Annotated in this window: 13 protein-coding genes; all 13 read right to left on the reverse strand. The window is 62.3% G+C overall.

Annotated features, from left to right (window positions below; translation table 11 throughout):
- Nucleotides 1-2: 2 nt before the first annotated feature.
- The 13 genes from cyoA to V1283_RS01365 all read right to left on the reverse strand — a co-directional run bounded on the left by cyoA (nt 3) and on the right by V1283_RS01365 (nt 13,121).
- Nucleotides 3-881: a ubiquinol oxidase subunit II gene (gene cyoA, locus V1283_RS01305; protein ID WP_334384648.1), complete on the reverse strand. Its 879-nt coding sequence runs from the start codon at nt 879-881 to the stop codon at nt 3-5.
- A gap of 1 nt (nt 882) precedes the next feature.
- Complete coding sequence (locus tag V1283_RS01310) at nt 883-1,914, reverse strand: heme o synthase (protein WP_334384649.1); 1,032 nt, start codon at nt 1,912-1,914, stop codon at nt 883-885.
- A 283-nt stretch (nt 1,915-2,197) separates the two neighbouring features.
- Nucleotides 2,198-2,641 carry a hypothetical protein gene (locus V1283_RS01315; protein WP_334384650.1) on the reverse strand — a complete coding sequence of 148 codons (444 nt, stop codon included), beginning with the start codon at nt 2,639-2,641 and terminating at the stop codon, nt 2,198-2,200.
- A gap of 319 nt (nt 2,642-2,960) precedes the next feature.
- Nucleotides 2,961-5,228 (reverse strand): xanthine dehydrogenase family protein molybdopterin-binding subunit, encoded by a 2,268-nt coding sequence (locus V1283_RS01320; protein ID WP_334384651.1) that lies wholly within the window; start codon nt 5,226-5,228, stop codon nt 2,961-2,963.
- On the reverse strand, nt 5,221-5,694 hold the full coding sequence (locus tag V1283_RS01325) for a (2Fe-2S)-binding protein (RefSeq protein ID WP_334384652.1): 474 nt from the start codon (nt 5,692-5,694) through the stop codon (nt 5,221-5,223). Before V1283_RS01325 ends, V1283_RS01320 begins: the two co-directional genes overlap by 8 nt.
- A gap of 17 nt (nt 5,695-5,711) precedes the next feature.
- Nucleotides 5,712-7,010, reverse strand: a complete 1,299-nt coding sequence (locus tag V1283_RS01330) for a c-type cytochrome (RefSeq protein WP_334384653.1) — start codon at nt 7,008-7,010, stop codon at nt 5,712-5,714.
- A 27-nt stretch (nt 7,011-7,037) separates the two neighbouring features.
- Nucleotides 7,038-7,220, reverse strand: a complete 183-nt coding sequence (locus tag V1283_RS01335) for a hypothetical protein (RefSeq protein ID WP_334384654.1) — start codon at nt 7,218-7,220, stop codon at nt 7,038-7,040.
- Nucleotides 7,217-7,618 carry an EthD family reductase gene (locus tag V1283_RS01340; RefSeq protein WP_334384655.1) on the reverse strand — a complete coding sequence of 134 codons (402 nt, stop codon included), beginning with the start codon at nt 7,616-7,618 and terminating at the stop codon, nt 7,217-7,219. The genes V1283_RS01335 and V1283_RS01340 overlap by 4 nt, the downstream gene beginning before the upstream one ends.
- A gap of 192 nt (nt 7,619-7,810) precedes the next feature.
- On the reverse strand, nt 7,811-8,899 hold the full coding sequence (locus V1283_RS01345) for a hypothetical protein (protein WP_334384656.1): 1,089 nt from the start codon (nt 8,897-8,899) through the stop codon (nt 7,811-7,813).
- Nucleotides 8,896-10,395, reverse strand: coding sequence for a DUF4331 family protein (locus tag V1283_RS01350; RefSeq protein ID WP_334384657.1), 1,500 nt, complete (start codon nt 10,393-10,395; stop codon nt 8,896-8,898). The genes V1283_RS01345 and V1283_RS01350 overlap by 4 nt, the downstream gene beginning before the upstream one ends.
- A 12-nt stretch (nt 10,396-10,407) precedes the next feature.
- Nucleotides 10,408-11,775 carry a Dyp-type peroxidase gene (locus V1283_RS01355; protein WP_334384658.1) on the reverse strand — a complete coding sequence of 456 codons (1,368 nt, stop codon included), beginning with the start codon at nt 11,773-11,775 and terminating at the stop codon, nt 10,408-10,410.
- Between the two features lie 66 nt (nt 11,776-11,841).
- Complete coding sequence (locus tag V1283_RS01360) at nt 11,842-12,456, reverse strand: hypothetical protein (RefSeq protein WP_334384659.1); 615 nt, start codon at nt 12,454-12,456, stop codon at nt 11,842-11,844.
- Between the two features lie 44 nt (nt 12,457-12,500).
- On the reverse strand, nt 12,501-13,121 hold the full coding sequence (locus tag V1283_RS01365; RefSeq protein WP_334384660.1) for a hypothetical protein: 621 nt from the start codon (nt 13,119-13,121) through the stop codon (nt 12,501-12,503).
- Nucleotides 13,122-13,297 lie beyond the last annotated feature (176 nt).

Raw genomic sequence — 13,297 nt, forward strand, 5'->3', positions numbered from 1 at the left:
GTTCATCGTTCTGCCCTCTTGGATGCGGGATAAGCGACACAGAGACCTGCGGCCGGCTGAATTCCGGCACTCAGAATGTTGGCAAACAGGCCGTTGGCGATGGAGCGATAAGTAAAGGGCGCGACCGCCTTGCTCGGCTTGACCAGAGCGGCGTAAGCCGGTGCGTCGAGGACGGGCCCGGCGGTGCGCGTTGAAGCCGCCCATTGCGCAAAGGCGTCGGGCGCCACTGCGTCGACATGGAAGTACATGTCGGCGAAGCCCGCGCCGCTGTAATTCGCCGACATCCCGCGGTATGTGCCGGAATAGTCGGCCTGTAGATTCAGGCGCGTAACCATTCCGGCCATGGTGTAGATCTGGCCGGCGAGTTGCGGCACGAAGAAGCTGTTCATGACGCCCGAGGAAGTCAGTTCGAAGCTGACCGGCGTGCCGACCGGGATCGTCAGATGATTGACGCTCGCGATACCTTGCTCCGGATAGATGAACAACCATTTCCAGTCGAGCGAGACGACCTGTATCTTGAGAGGCTTGGTGGAGGCGGCAATCGGCCTGGGTGGATCAAGATCGTACGCACCGATCCAGGCCACGGTACCGACAAGGAGCACGGTCATCAGCGGGATAGACCAGACGAGCATCTCGATGCGGCCTGAATATGTGAAATCTGGCCGATAGCGCGCACGCTCATTCGATGCACGGAACCAGAAAGCAAAGCCAAGCGTCGCAGCGGCTACCGGGATCACGATCGCCAGCATGATGCCGGTCGCGTTGAACAGAATTTGTCGCTCGGCTAGGGCGACGGGCCCCTTCGGATCGAGCACGCCTCCATCGCAGCCACCGAGTGTCGCGGCCACCAGCAGGACCACGATAAGCGAACGGTATTGCATATTAGGCCTCCCGAACCTTGAAGGTGCATGATTTGCGCGTGGCGCTCGACTGCCGCGCGGCAGATGGGGACACGCTTGCCCGGTCGTCATGCGACAAACGCGTCGGCGCGAACGAACCGCCGTTGTGATCGACCAGAAGGGTTGCAAACAGCAGGAACAGATGGGAGATGGAGAAGACGAACAGCCTGTGAGCCGAGCGACGATCGGCTCCAACGCTCCTGTTCAGCTGAAGTGCGAGCAAGAAGAAAACCGCGCCGCAGATGCTGGCGATCACGCCATAGATCGCGCCTGCAAACCCGAGCCCCCAAGGCAGTTCCGAGGCAAGAGCGGTGAGGCCGCTATAGATCAGTATTTGTCGCGTTGTTGCAGCTCGTCCCGCAACAACCGGCAGCATGGGAACGCCCGCACGGGCATAATCATCGGTGCGATTGAGCGCGAGAGCCCAGAAATGGGGCGGCGTCCAAAGGAAGATAATGAGGAAGAGCGCAAGTGGCTCGAGCCCGGTTTGTCCGGTCGCCGCAGCCCATCCGATCATGGGCGGTAGCGCCCCCGCAGCACCGCCGATGACGATGTTGTGACGCGTTGCCCGTTTCAGCCACACAGTGTACACGACAGCATAGAAGAGGATCGTGCCGGCCAACAGCGCGGCTGCCGCGAGGTTAGTCGCCGAAGCGAGAGACGTGACTGCGATAACGCCGAGGACGAGTCCAAAGACTAGCGCCTCAACCTTCGAAACCTTGCCACGGGGAATTGGCCGCATCGCGGTGCGAGCCATGACCGCGTCGATATCGGCGTCGTACCACATGTTCAGTGCGCCGGCGGCTCCGGCGCCGGCTGCGATTGCAAGAATTGCAATGAAGCTGGAAACCGGGTCGGGACGTGCCGGTGCGATCATCAATCCGACGAACGCGGCGAACAGCGCGAGCGCCATGACGCGCGGCTTGGCCAAGCTGATGAAATGGGGTAGTCGCTCCACCCAGCCGGACCGCGAAGCCAGCCGGAAGCGCGATACCGAAATCGCGATGCTGTTCATGATCGGCTCCTCATGCAGAAAGTTGTTTTGCGAAACCACTATCGCCCATTCGTTGGGCCTCGCGGCTTTCCCGCTAACTAAGCTGATGGGCTCCAAGAGCGTGAGTGAAGGCTGCCAAATCCCGGCAAATTGTTCCTAACGATTGCAGGAACTGCCGCGATTTGGGAGAAGGGCGGGAGTCTGGCGATCACCAAGCCGAACGCGCTGATGGCGGCCAGCCATCACGCCGTGCTCGTCGCGATCAATCTGAGCCGGTTCTGGCGCTGAGTGCTGTGGCGCGGCTTCAGCGAGAATTGAGCGCGCGCAATTCAGCCCGGCATTCCTCGCTGAAGGCCCGCAGCGGATTGACGGCGTGGCTGCTCATCAGATCGCGTAATTCCGAAAAGGTCTTGTTGGGTGTGGAATAGGTATCGAAGATCAACTGTACGACAATCTCGGCCTTCTCGATCACGGGGGAGCTCGATATGACACGCATCCGGCTGATGAGAGCGTAGACGCTGACCAGCGCGGAGACTTCCGCTTGATCATGCACCAGCGCGTCGGCGTAGAGTTTCGATGCCTTATCGATGAATTGCTTGTACAACTTTTGCCGCCTGGCCTTTTCCCCCGACAGCCGATTGGCGCGATCCTGACGGTACTGAGTGAGCCATGCTGACGCGAACGACGTCAGGCCGCCAATCGCTGAGCCCGCCAACGCCGCGATTGCGGGAAGGTAGACAGTGCTCATGTCGCGAGCTTCCGATAAATGGTAGGGCCGGATGAAGCAACGCTCGGAAGCTCGGATATCGATCGGGAACTGCCCCAGCCTGTGAAATGCCACCATCGCCATTCGGAGCCGCATCCCGGCGCACCGGAACTCGCCATCATACAATTCGCAGGGTTGCCCAACGCCGGCCCTGCGCTAAGCGGCCTTACCGTGGCTACGAACACCGCAAAGCACAGGGCTATGATGGCAAACATAACGAGGCTCAAGACGTCTTTCATCTCACTTCCAATCCATGTCCACCTGGCGCCGATATTCTCAATTTGCACGTCGGTAACGGCACTCATTTTTTCGACGCGAGTGCCGCGAGCACGGCAGCTGGCCGAATGGGAAGATGGTGCAAGCGAATCCCGGTGGCGGCAAAAATCGCATTGCCGATGGCGGGCGCGACGACCGTCGTACCGGGCTCGCCGAGACCGACCGGAGCCTCGGTGCTCTCGATGAATTCGATGTCGAGGTCCGGCACGTCACCGATGCGCAGTGGCGTGTAGCTGTCGAAATTCGTGTCCTTCACCTGGCCTTTGTGGAACTCGGTTCCCTCATAGAGCGCCATGCTGAGGCCCCACAGAGCGCTGCCTTCAACCTGCGCGAGCGCGCCGTCTGGATGGACGAGGGTGCCCGCATCGACGACGATCGTGAGCTTTTCGACTGAAACGCCGCCGTTGCTGCGGTCAACGCGAACGCGCGCGACGCAAGCGACCCATGTGGGCATCGATCGTGCCTGGCCGAACGTGGTGGCGACGCCGAGCCCGGTGCCGGCCGGCATGCGAGCGCCCCATCCGGCCTTTTCTGCCGCTCGCTTGAGGACTGCCGCCTGACGCTTCGCGCCCCCCACCGCGTTGGGCGCCGACCCGGCGTTGCGGCCAGCGCCGTCCAACAGCCCGGAGCGGAAGGCGACAGGGTCTGCGCCAGCCATCCGCGCCGCCTCATCCATGAAGGTCTCGAGCGCCCAGTTGGTCCACCCGGGCGCCACCGCTCGCAGATAGCCAGGGCGAAACGCACGATTTGCAAGGTCGTTCTCGAGCGCGCGTACGCGTTGCGCCCCAACGCTGTACCAGTGGTCCGCGCCATCGATGGCGAATGGATCAAATGGGTTTCCGTCAGGCGCCTTCGGCATGGCCGCTGGCGGCACGTAGACTGAGGTCGGCCAGCCGGCCGACGCGTGATGTTCCATGGCCGTGACCTTGCCGTGGACATCGAATGCCAAGCGTAATTTCTGGATCGACGGCGAACGAAACGAGTCGAAACGCGTGTCATCCTGACGCGTCAGTACGAGCTTCACCGGCTTGCCAAGAGCTTTGGCGGCCAGCGCGGCGGGGATGGCATAATCAGTGTTGAGCCTGCGCCCGAATGCCCCGCCGAGCAGATAGGTGCGCAGGACAATGCGATCCTGCGCCAGGTCCAGCGCCCGTGCAAGCACGGGCAGAATCGTGCTCTGCGCCTGACTGCCGGTATGGATCTCGAAGCGGCCGTCCTTCTCGAAGGCGAGAGCGTTCACCGGCTCGAGCTGGGCATGGAGAACGCTGTTGGTGGTGTACGTTCGCTCGAGTGTGGAGGCGGCTGCGCGAAACGCGGAATCGACTTCGGGGCCATCAACCACAAGGGCTCCCCCGCGCGGTGCAGCGATCTGCCTAGCGCCGTAATCGAGGATGTCCTGCTCCGATACCATCGACGCATCACCCGCGGCCCAATCGACCTTGACGAGGTCAGCGGCGCGGATTGCTGCCGGATAAGATGTCGCGCATACGACGACCCAACCGGGCACCGTCTCGGAGGGATCCTCCAATACGAGGCTCGTGAGATATCCCTTGACCCGCTTCGCCGCGGAGTCATCGACGGTGCGGACCACTGAGCCGTAACGTGTCGGAGGAATCTTCGGCCGGGCATAGACCATACCCTCAACGACGGCATCGATGCCGTAACGCGCCGTACCGTTGATCTTCCCGGGGACATCGAGAGCGTCGATCTTTTGCCCGATAAGACGTCGTTCTGAGGGCGGCTTGATCGGCAGCTTCGCGAGTTGGTCCGACGTAAATTCGCGTGCCGGGCTGCCGCGCCGGACGATTTCGCCATAGGTGATGGACCGACCTTCGGCAGACACGGCGCCCCGGCGCGCGACACATTGCGTTGGGCTCACCCCAAGCAGCCTTGCGCCGGCCTCGATGAGGGCGATGCGGCCTGCAGCACCGGCGCGGCTGTAAATCGGGAAATCGACCCGGACCGACTTGCTGCCGCCGGTCTGCATGTAACCCCATTTCGGATCAGCATCGACCAGAAGGATGCGCACGTTGGTCCAGTCGACTTCGAGCTCATCGGCGAGGACGCGGGCGATAGCAGTGCCGATGTGCTGACCCATCTCCGCACGGATGATGTTCACGGTCACGATGCCATCGCGGTCAAGGCTGTACCAAATCGTGGGTTCGAAGGGGCTGGCCCCCGAGTCCTTCGCGGTGCCTCGCCCTGGCGCGAAACCGAACGTGACCGCTGTGCCGGCCATGCCGACTAGAAATGCGCGGCGCGAAAGCGAGCTCTGTTTCCCGAGCTTAGTCATCACTGGCGACCTTCCGTGATGCAGCGGCGGCCTGTTTGACCGCGTTGCGGATGCGGACGTAGGTCATGCAGCGGCACAGGTTCCCAGCCATAACGGCATCGATGTCCTGATCGGTCGGGGAAGGAAAGTCGTTGATGAGCGACGCCGCCTGCATGATCTGGCCCGACTGGCAGTAACCGCATTGGGGAACCTGAAGGTCGGCCCACGCCTTTTGCACTGGATGCTGGCTCTCAGGGTCGAGGCCCTCGATGGTGGTAACCTTGGCGCCGGCCACGCTGGCAAGCGGCGTGATGCACGAGCGCGTGGGTCGGCCGCCGACGTGGACCGTGCAGGCGCCGCACATCCCGATCCCGCAGCCGAACTTCGTGCCGGTGAGACCGATGACGTCGCGGATCACCCACAACAGGGGCGTATCCTCCTCGGCGTCAACCGTCATCGCGCGGCCATTGATGTCAAATGAGGTCATGTTCGTTCTCCGCTGGGTCAATTGGCTGCGCCGTTCATTCGGCGAATCTCTGCGGTCTTTGCGACGAGATCCGGCCAGGGCGGAAGGCTCGTGCGTGTCCGCCGCAGGTACGCGGCGATGCGGGCAACGTCGGCATCGCTGAGTGCGCCACCGAAGGCCGGCATGACGACATCACGCATTCCTTCCTTGGCGCTAATGCCGCGCAGGATGACCTGGATCAGGTTGCTGGGATCGGAAAGGTGCACAGCGCTGTTGAGCGCCAGGTCGGGCCGTGAAGCGAGCGGCGCGTTGGTTGCGTTGTAGTGACAGGACGCGCAAGCCGCGGTGTAGAGCCGCGCGTCGGGATCGAACGGCGCGCCCTGCTTGGCCAATGCGCTGGACATCGCAAGGCTCACGGCGCCGGAGACGTATGGCAGCCGGTCCGCCGCCGTGTCGAGATCGGCAAAATAGGTCGCGAGCGCGCGGATGTCAGAGTCCGGCAGCGCACCGAGCCCCTGCACGACGGGGGACATCGGCCCCGCAGCGGTTCCATGCAGCTTGCTGGTGCCCGTGCGCAGGTAGTCGTAGAGTTCTTCGTGCGTCCAGGGTGCCGGCGCGGGATTTGCGGCTGTCAGTGGTGGCGCGACCCAGTTGTCGATCACGGCACCGCCGTATGCGTTGCCGGACTTCTCCGCTCCCAGCAGGTTGCGCGGCGTATGGCAGGCGCCGCAGTGGCTCAAGCCCTGCGCGAGATAAGCGCCACGATTCCACTCCGCACTCCTGGTGACATCCGGTTCGAAGCGACCGGGCCGGAAAAACAGCAGCTTCCATCCGGCCTGCAGGTAACGGATGTTGAACGGAAACGGGATGCCGTTCGGTTGCCGGACAGCATGAACCGGCGTTCTGGTTATGAAGTAGGCGTAGAGAGCACGCACGTCATCGTTGGAAAGCTTGGTGAAATGGTCAAAGGAGAACACCGGAAGGAGATGCGAGCCGTCGCGTGAGACACCTTCATGCATGGCGCGCCTGAAGGCCGCCTCCGACCACGTGCCGATTCCGGTCTCCGGATCCGGCGTGATGTTGGTCGAATAGATCGCGCCGAACGGGGTTGCCATCTCGTAACCGCCGGCGAATTTCTCGCCGCCCCTTGCGGTGTGACACGCCGCGCAATAGCCGCCACCCGCAAGAGCTTCACCTTTCGCGACCAACTCCGGCGCGAAGCTACCCGCCGCAGGCCGCGCGACCGGAGCGATGGCGGGTTTCCACGCCAACGCGCCAAAGCCTGCAAGCCCGAGACATCCGAGTGCGACGGTCGCGATGAGCAGCTTCTTGAACACGGCGAACTCCCAGAGTCTTGCTTGCGTTCAGGGTGCGCGCCTGAATCGCCAGTAGGCGACCAGGCCAACGACAAGCGCGAACAGCATGCATATGACGGCGTCGCTGCTCGCCAGCATGCTCAATCCGTGCGGATGCGCATGCGGCGCGAGTGAGTCATGGGCCTGCGCGGGCATGCTGAAGGCGGACAGAAGCGCGATGAGCTTTTTCATCGGGCCACCGGATCGGACATGTGCGGCGACGGGCTGCGATCAATCGGGATTCGATGCAGCGCCTCGGCCCCATCCACGGCGGAGTTCTCGACCACCACCTCACTGATCTGGTGGATCGGCACTACGTCAGTGAAGTTGGCTATGTCTGCCCTGATGTCTTGGGCATGCGGTCCGAACGACGACTGGTACGCATCGACCGAGTCGCACAGCAGGTGACACATGGCGACATATGCGCCGAGAGGCTTGCCATCCTTATCCGCAAGCCCCCTGTCGATGGCGTAGTACTTCAAGGCTGCACCCATCCTGCTTTTGATGAGGGGGAGGTGCGTCGTGCGGTAGTAGTGGTGGTCGAACCGCGTGCCCGCCTTGTTGGGATAAATCACGCTAACCTTGATCATGGTTCCTCCTGCAGATCGTCATACGGCAGCTTCCGTGTTGCGCGGCTCACGCAACTCGCCTGCGCCTTGCGTCATCCATTGGTTACGCCAAGCAGCCCCGTGCGCGCGAGTGAAGACTGCCAAAGAACTGCAAGTCGATGCGAACCCGAGGCAACTACGCCAGTGGACTGGATGGGATTCTGCGATTGATCGTCACACCGGCGTTCCCGCGCCGCAGGCTTCATGCGGATCGCTTGGCCCAGCCGCATCGGCAATCAACGCAATTGCATCCGCTTGCTTGACCGCACGGCGCGTCGGGCGATTGGCGACATTGGTGCGCGCGAGCTCGAACGCCCGCCGGCCATCATTGCCGCTGCCGGCGTAGAACTCCGCAGCGTGGTCCGCGAAAGCGAGCAGATGTCTCCCCAGGAGCTGATCGAAGCCGGACCGCGCGGCATCGAGCTGTCTCTCGGCCTCTTCGAACTTGCCTTGCGCAGTCAGCACATCGGCCAGGCGCCAATTGACCTCTGGATCGCGGCTCGAAAGCGCCGGCAAGAGCAACGCCTCCGCGTCGCCCATGCGGCTTTGGCTCGCGTAGATCTCAGCCAAGTGCACACGCGCCTTCACATAGCCCGGCAAGTAAGCAATCGCGCGGCGATACCAGACCGCGGCAAGAGCCGGATCCGGCACGGCTGCGAGTTCTCCCCACAGCATGCCGAGCTGAAAGCAGACCCACGCCAACGGAAACGGCGAAACGTCACTGTACGAGAAGAATGCCTGCCGATAGATAGTGTCTGCCTCGGCGCAGCGTTCGAGGTCGGCAAGCAGGGCGCCGAGAGGTACGAGGTCTTCGAGCCGGCCGCTCGCCTTGGCGAACCCGCGGCGAGCCGCGAGTACTGCTTGGAGCCCCACGCCACAGGCCTGATCGATCGCCAACGCCTGGCGCTCAATCGCCTCGCGGGGCGCGCCTGCCCGCGCGGCACGAGCGAGGTAGCCGCGCGCATCGTCGAAGCGATGCGCTGCCGAAGCGACCTCGGCTTGAACAAGGGGCGCACGAGACGAGTCGTCCGCGCGCGCGAATTGCGAGGCGAGCACATCCAGGCGGTCGAGCACGTCCAGATCGCCCAGAAATTGCGATGCCAGACGCTCGCTATCAACAATCTCCTCCGCCACGCCCGGCAGCCGCGGGTCTTGCGCGAAACGAGCCCATGCGCCACGGCGCGCGCTCTCCAGGTTGATCGCGGCGATCTCCCCGTCGGTCGCGGATGGACGAGAATGGTCAAGTTCCACGAATGCAGTCATTTCGTGACTCCGAAGCGCTGCTTCAGACTTTCGAGGCCGGTCTTGAATAGTGTCGACACCTTGACCTTCATGGCCCTGTCGGTCGCGTTGGCTGCCAGGAATTGCGCGCGCCAATCGACGACGGAGCCGCTGCCCTTCGGTTTCACTTCGAGTGTGCCGGTGTACTGGGAAACGCCCATCCCCGCGATGTTCGAGTAGCTGAAGAACCGCTTCGCATCGTCGATTGCCTCGAGCCGTTCGACAATTTGCTGGCCGTCGAGCGTCAGGATGGAGCGGAGCTGACCGATGCCTGCGCCGGTCAAGTTAACTCTTGCGTTCAGAGGATGCCAGGCGCCGCCGAACTGTCCGATCAGCGACCACACGTCGTCGGGCGTCGCCGCGAGCTCAACGGATTCGCTGACGATCTGCAGTTTCGTGTTCGGCGTCGCGAAGTACGGGAAAACGTTCATGCCAGGCTTCGTCGCCCCGGTCGCGCCGCCCAGAAGGAACTCGCGATCGTTGTTGACCAGCCAGCTAAGCAGGATGTCGATCGAATTCGCGTCGATCGTACGACCTCCTCCCGTCTGGTAAGGGTGGCCGGAAAGCGTGCTCTTCTCTATCTCGAGGTGGCTTTTGTCATTGATCGGCTTGGCCACATCGAACAGCAGAAAATCGTCGAGGAAGACATTCGCGGTGGCGGCAATCGCTTCCGGCGTCCAATCGGCCTTGCCGTCGAGCATGTCCCAGGTGGCGATGCTGTCCTTCAGACGTTGCAGGAACAGGGGCTGGAGCACCTTCGAGATGGCGAACGGCGTCTGCTGATTCCACAGGTCGCGCAAATCGGTGATCTCCGACATCGCCGGATTGTTGAGGCGCATGTTTGTTTGCTCGGGGCGTCCGATCCAGTCGATGCGGGAGATTGCGGGACCGAGGAGGCCCCGCTTCTGCGGGGGAACCGTCTCGGCGATGGCGCCGAACAACGAGCCTTTTGCGGGATCAAGCACGCGACGCGTATCGCACTCGACAACAATGCAGAGCACATTGGTGTGCTGCAGCAGATTTGGAAGCTTCTTGAGTATGGCGATGTCCCAGGCGAGGTAGAAAGGGTCGGAGCGCAGCCCTGCGAACACGCGAACATCACCCTCCGGCGTCGACGTCCCGTTCTCTTCGTTCACAGTGAGCGACAGCTCGCGACCATCAGGCAGTTTGCAAATGCCGTGCTGGATCGCTTTCCCCGCAGCGTCGCGCTTGAGGGTCTCGAAGCGAAAGCTAAAGCGGATCTCGTCGTCTGCCGGCTGAAACTTCGCGTTGTTGCCAACGCCCGCAACGGTCACATGGCGAACGGCGATCGCGTAATCGATGATATTCGAGAAAATCGCATCTTCGCCGGCTGAAGGAAAAACATCCATGGCCAGGACGGTGCGCGCCGGGTTTTCCGGACTGGTGAACGCGAAGAGATCGGTGATGTCGGCCGCAGGGTCGCCGATCGACCGTGGACCGTCAACGTGATCGGACATCGTCAGCCTCCTTCATCGGCCCAGGTTTGAGATCCATCGCAGCGCGCGCAGTCCCGGCATGAAGGCATATTCGCCACCACGGACGGCAACGAAGCTTGGCAACCCGTGCAGGCGCCGTCGAACCGGAACTCGTGGGATGGTGAAGACGCCGTCGCCCTCGTTGTTGCCGATCAGCGGATCCTGCTCGATTCCGTGGCTGATGAAGTTGCCGTCGGTCACCCACTGCGACTGAATGAATTCGAACTGCCGATGCAGATGCGCGCCGATCAGCAGGAAGACGCCACCGCGCTCGGCGCCGTCATCCTCGAGCACGCCCTCCGGCAGCGGTGGCCCGTAGTTGGTGCCGCGGCGCAGGAAATGGTGAAGATTGACGGCGACAACGTCGTCTTTCAGGGCATCGCGCGGATTCACACGGCGAATGTGCGCGCTGAACGGGCACTTCAATCCCTTCATGTCGTCCGCGTAGCCGAAATCGTTGTTGCGATTGCCGTCCGCGCCCAGCGCGGGATCGTCGCGGTCCGGCGCCAGCACCAGGGGCGCGCCGCTGCGCCATCGGCCCACCATTTTTGCGGCAATCAGCTCCTCTTCCTCGGGCGACGAGGCCTGGGCGCGCAGGTATCGGCGAAACCCGGCAACATCCATGTGAAATTTGCGGATCGCGACGAAGGTGCCGTTGCGACGCAGCTCCACGGGAACCGGGAGATCGGCGGTTTCCCCGCGCTCGTCGGAATAGCCTATGACGAACTCGCCGGCCTTGATCGATGCTTCTGTGCCTGCTCCTGCTGAACCGCTTCCTTCGACGTGAGGATTGTGCAGCCCATCCTTGAAGCCGAACGGGTTGCGTCCATCCGGCAGTTCGCCGAATCGCAAACGGTACACGACCGAAATTTCCGGGAGGTCGGCATGACTCTTGCGCGCGAGGCCCAGGACCTTCTCCAGGTCCTGATTGCTTTTTGCGTATATCGCCAGGGCGACGTGCGCGTTCGGTGTGCCGAACGGATACTCCCAGTTGGCTGGCGCACTGGCGCCGAAATCATGCAGGGTCTCGGCGCGCGCCGCCATGCCCTGTCGAAATTCGGTCGGAAAACTGTCCAGGGAGTCCTGAGGCACGCCCAACGCCTTGAGCCCCTCGAACGTGAAAGCAATCCCCAACCAGCCGTGCAATGATGGCACCCACCATTCGTCAGCCGGCGCGACATGAGGAAGGATGCGACGCAGCATCTCCCGTCCCTGCTCCGCGCTGCCTATGCGGAGAATGACGTATTCTCCGCAGTATGGTGTCGGGCGCGGGCGCAGGACGGTTGCCTGTATGTCGCTCGTTTCGAGCGCCGGCGAGCGCGTCGAAACCGTGTCGTCGACGGGTTTCTCGATGGAAAACATACGAGCATCCTTATCTGGGGGCCGGGTCCATTCCGGACCGGCCCCCGAGCAATCGCTGAGCGTCGGCTATCCAATCTTGTCGAGGAATTCTTCTGCGGCCTTACCAACGCGCTTCACGCGGTGGACGTCCCGTACCGTCAGATCCGGATGGGCGACGTACCAGCCTTCTGCCGCGATCTGGTATTTGGCGATCCAGTCTTTCACGGAGGGGTCGCGAAACCCCGGAAACTCCTCCAGTTCGGAGAACAGCAGATCCAGCTCGTCGGGAATCTTCGTTGCGAACTCGTCGAGATAGCTGTCCCACGAATCGCCATCGTAGGCGGTGGCGAAGAGCAGCTTCGTGTCATTGTCCAGGAACACAAAACGCATATCGTGGACGGTGGGTACCTTCTCCGCGCTGAAGTTGGCTTCCAGCGCCTGCAGCAGGCCGCGAAGTCGCTTCGCTCCGCCTGGCACGAACTTAAAGATCAGGGTGAGCTCCGAGACCTTACCCTGACGAAGGCCGACCCGGCCGGCGCTCTCATATCGCAGTCCCCCGGCAAACTGCTCCCTGAGCGCTGGGATCGAGTTCTCCAGCGCGGTTTTCCCCACCGGCGAGTCGGCGTAAAGCTGCCGGAGCAGCTGAATCTTCTGCTCGATGGTCTGGTCCTGTTGCGGTCTGCTCAGTGTTTGCGTTGCCATATCAGTTCTCCTTCTCGTGTGTTTGGTTTGGTGTTGCGGTTCGCTCAACCAATCTTGTCGAGGAATTCTTCAGCGGCCTTGCCAACGCGCTTCACGCGGTGGACGTCCCGTACCGTCAGATCCGGATGGGCGACGTACCAGCCTTCGGCAGGGATCTGATGATTGGCGATAAAGTCTTTCACCTTCGCGTTGTGGATTCCCGGCCAGCCTTCAAAGCACGAAAAGAGAACGTCCATTTCGTTGGGAATCTTCGCCACGAAGTCTTCGATGTAGATATCCCAGTCGCCGTCGTAGGCCGTGGCGAAGAGCAGCTTGGTGTCGTTGTCCAGAAACACGAAACGCATGTCGTGGACGGTACCAACCCGGTCCGTATCGTCGAAGTTTCCGTTCCGCAACTGTAGCAAGGCGCGCAGTCGCGCGGCGCCACCTGGTGCGAACGGGGCGATCACGGTCAACTCCGAGACCGTGCCCTGACGCACGCCGGTCCGGCCTGCGCTTTCCATCCGTGATCGCGGCTGCGCCGCCGTCGATGCCAGGTCCTTGAGCGTGTTCTCCAGCGCCGTTTTGGCAAACTCCGGCGCGTCGGCGTAAAGCTGCCGCAGCTGCTGGATCTTGTCTTCGACGGTCTGGTTCTGTTTCGACTTTATCAGTGTTTGAGTTGCCATGGTTGTATTGTCCTTTCGATGTTGTTCGACTCGTGCGTTCTAGAAATCCTGTTGGCCTAACCGGCTGATTGGCGCACGGCTGCGGGTTGAGTTGCCATCGTGGGATTTCTTACCCGCGATGGGCCTCTAATTGGCCCGCATGCGTTCCCGACGCCAGTGAAGCTCGGCAAATCGCG

This window comes from Bradyrhizobium sp. AZCC 2262 (genome assembly GCF_036924535.1).
Classification (GTDB): Bacteria; Pseudomonadota; Alphaproteobacteria; order Rhizobiales; family Xanthobacteraceae; genus Bradyrhizobium.

Excerpts from the sequence above, each read along its gene's own strand:
- cyoA (WP_334384648.1), bottom strand. The coding sequence starts at position 881 with ATGCAATACCGTTCGCTTATCGTGGTCCTGCTGGTGGCCGCGACACTC.
- V1283_RS01310 (WP_334384649.1), bottom strand. The coding sequence starts at position 1,914 with ATGAACAGCATCGCGATTTCGGTATCGCGCTTCCGGCTGGCTTCGCGG.
- V1283_RS01315 (WP_334384650.1), bottom strand. The coding sequence starts at position 2,641 with ATGAGCACTGTCTACCTTCCCGCAATCGCGGCGTTGGCGGGCTCAGCG.
- V1283_RS01320 (WP_334384651.1), bottom strand. The coding sequence starts at position 5,228 with ATGACTAAGCTCGGGAAACAGAGCTCGCTTTCGCGCCGCGCATTTCTA.
- V1283_RS01325 (WP_334384652.1), bottom strand. The coding sequence starts at position 5,694 with ATGACCTCATTTGACATCAATGGCCGCGCGATGACGGTTGACGCCGAG.
- V1283_RS01335 (WP_334384654.1), bottom strand. The coding sequence starts at position 7,220 with ATGAAAAAGCTCATCGCGCTTCTGTCCGCCTTCAGCATGCCCGCGCAG.
- V1283_RS01340 (WP_334384655.1), bottom strand. The coding sequence starts at position 7,618 with ATGATCAAGGTTAGCGTGATTTATCCCAACAAGGCGGGCACGCGGTTC.
- V1283_RS01345 (WP_334384656.1), bottom strand. The coding sequence starts at position 8,899 with ATGACTGCATTCGTGGAACTTGACCATTCTCGTCCATCCGCGACCGAC.
- V1283_RS01350 (WP_334384657.1), bottom strand. The coding sequence starts at position 10,395 with ATGTCCGATCACGTTGACGGTCCACGGTCGATCGGCGACCCTGCGGCC.
- V1283_RS01355 (WP_334384658.1), bottom strand. The coding sequence starts at position 11,775 with ATGTTTTCCATCGAGAAACCCGTCGACGACACGGTTTCGACGCGCTCG.
- V1283_RS01360 (WP_334384659.1), bottom strand. The coding sequence starts at position 12,456 with ATGGCAACGCAAACACTGAGCAGACCGCAACAGGACCAGACCATCGAG.
- V1283_RS01365 (WP_334384660.1), bottom strand. The coding sequence starts at position 13,121 with ATGGCAACTCAAACACTGATAAAGTCGAAACAGAACCAGACCGTCGAA.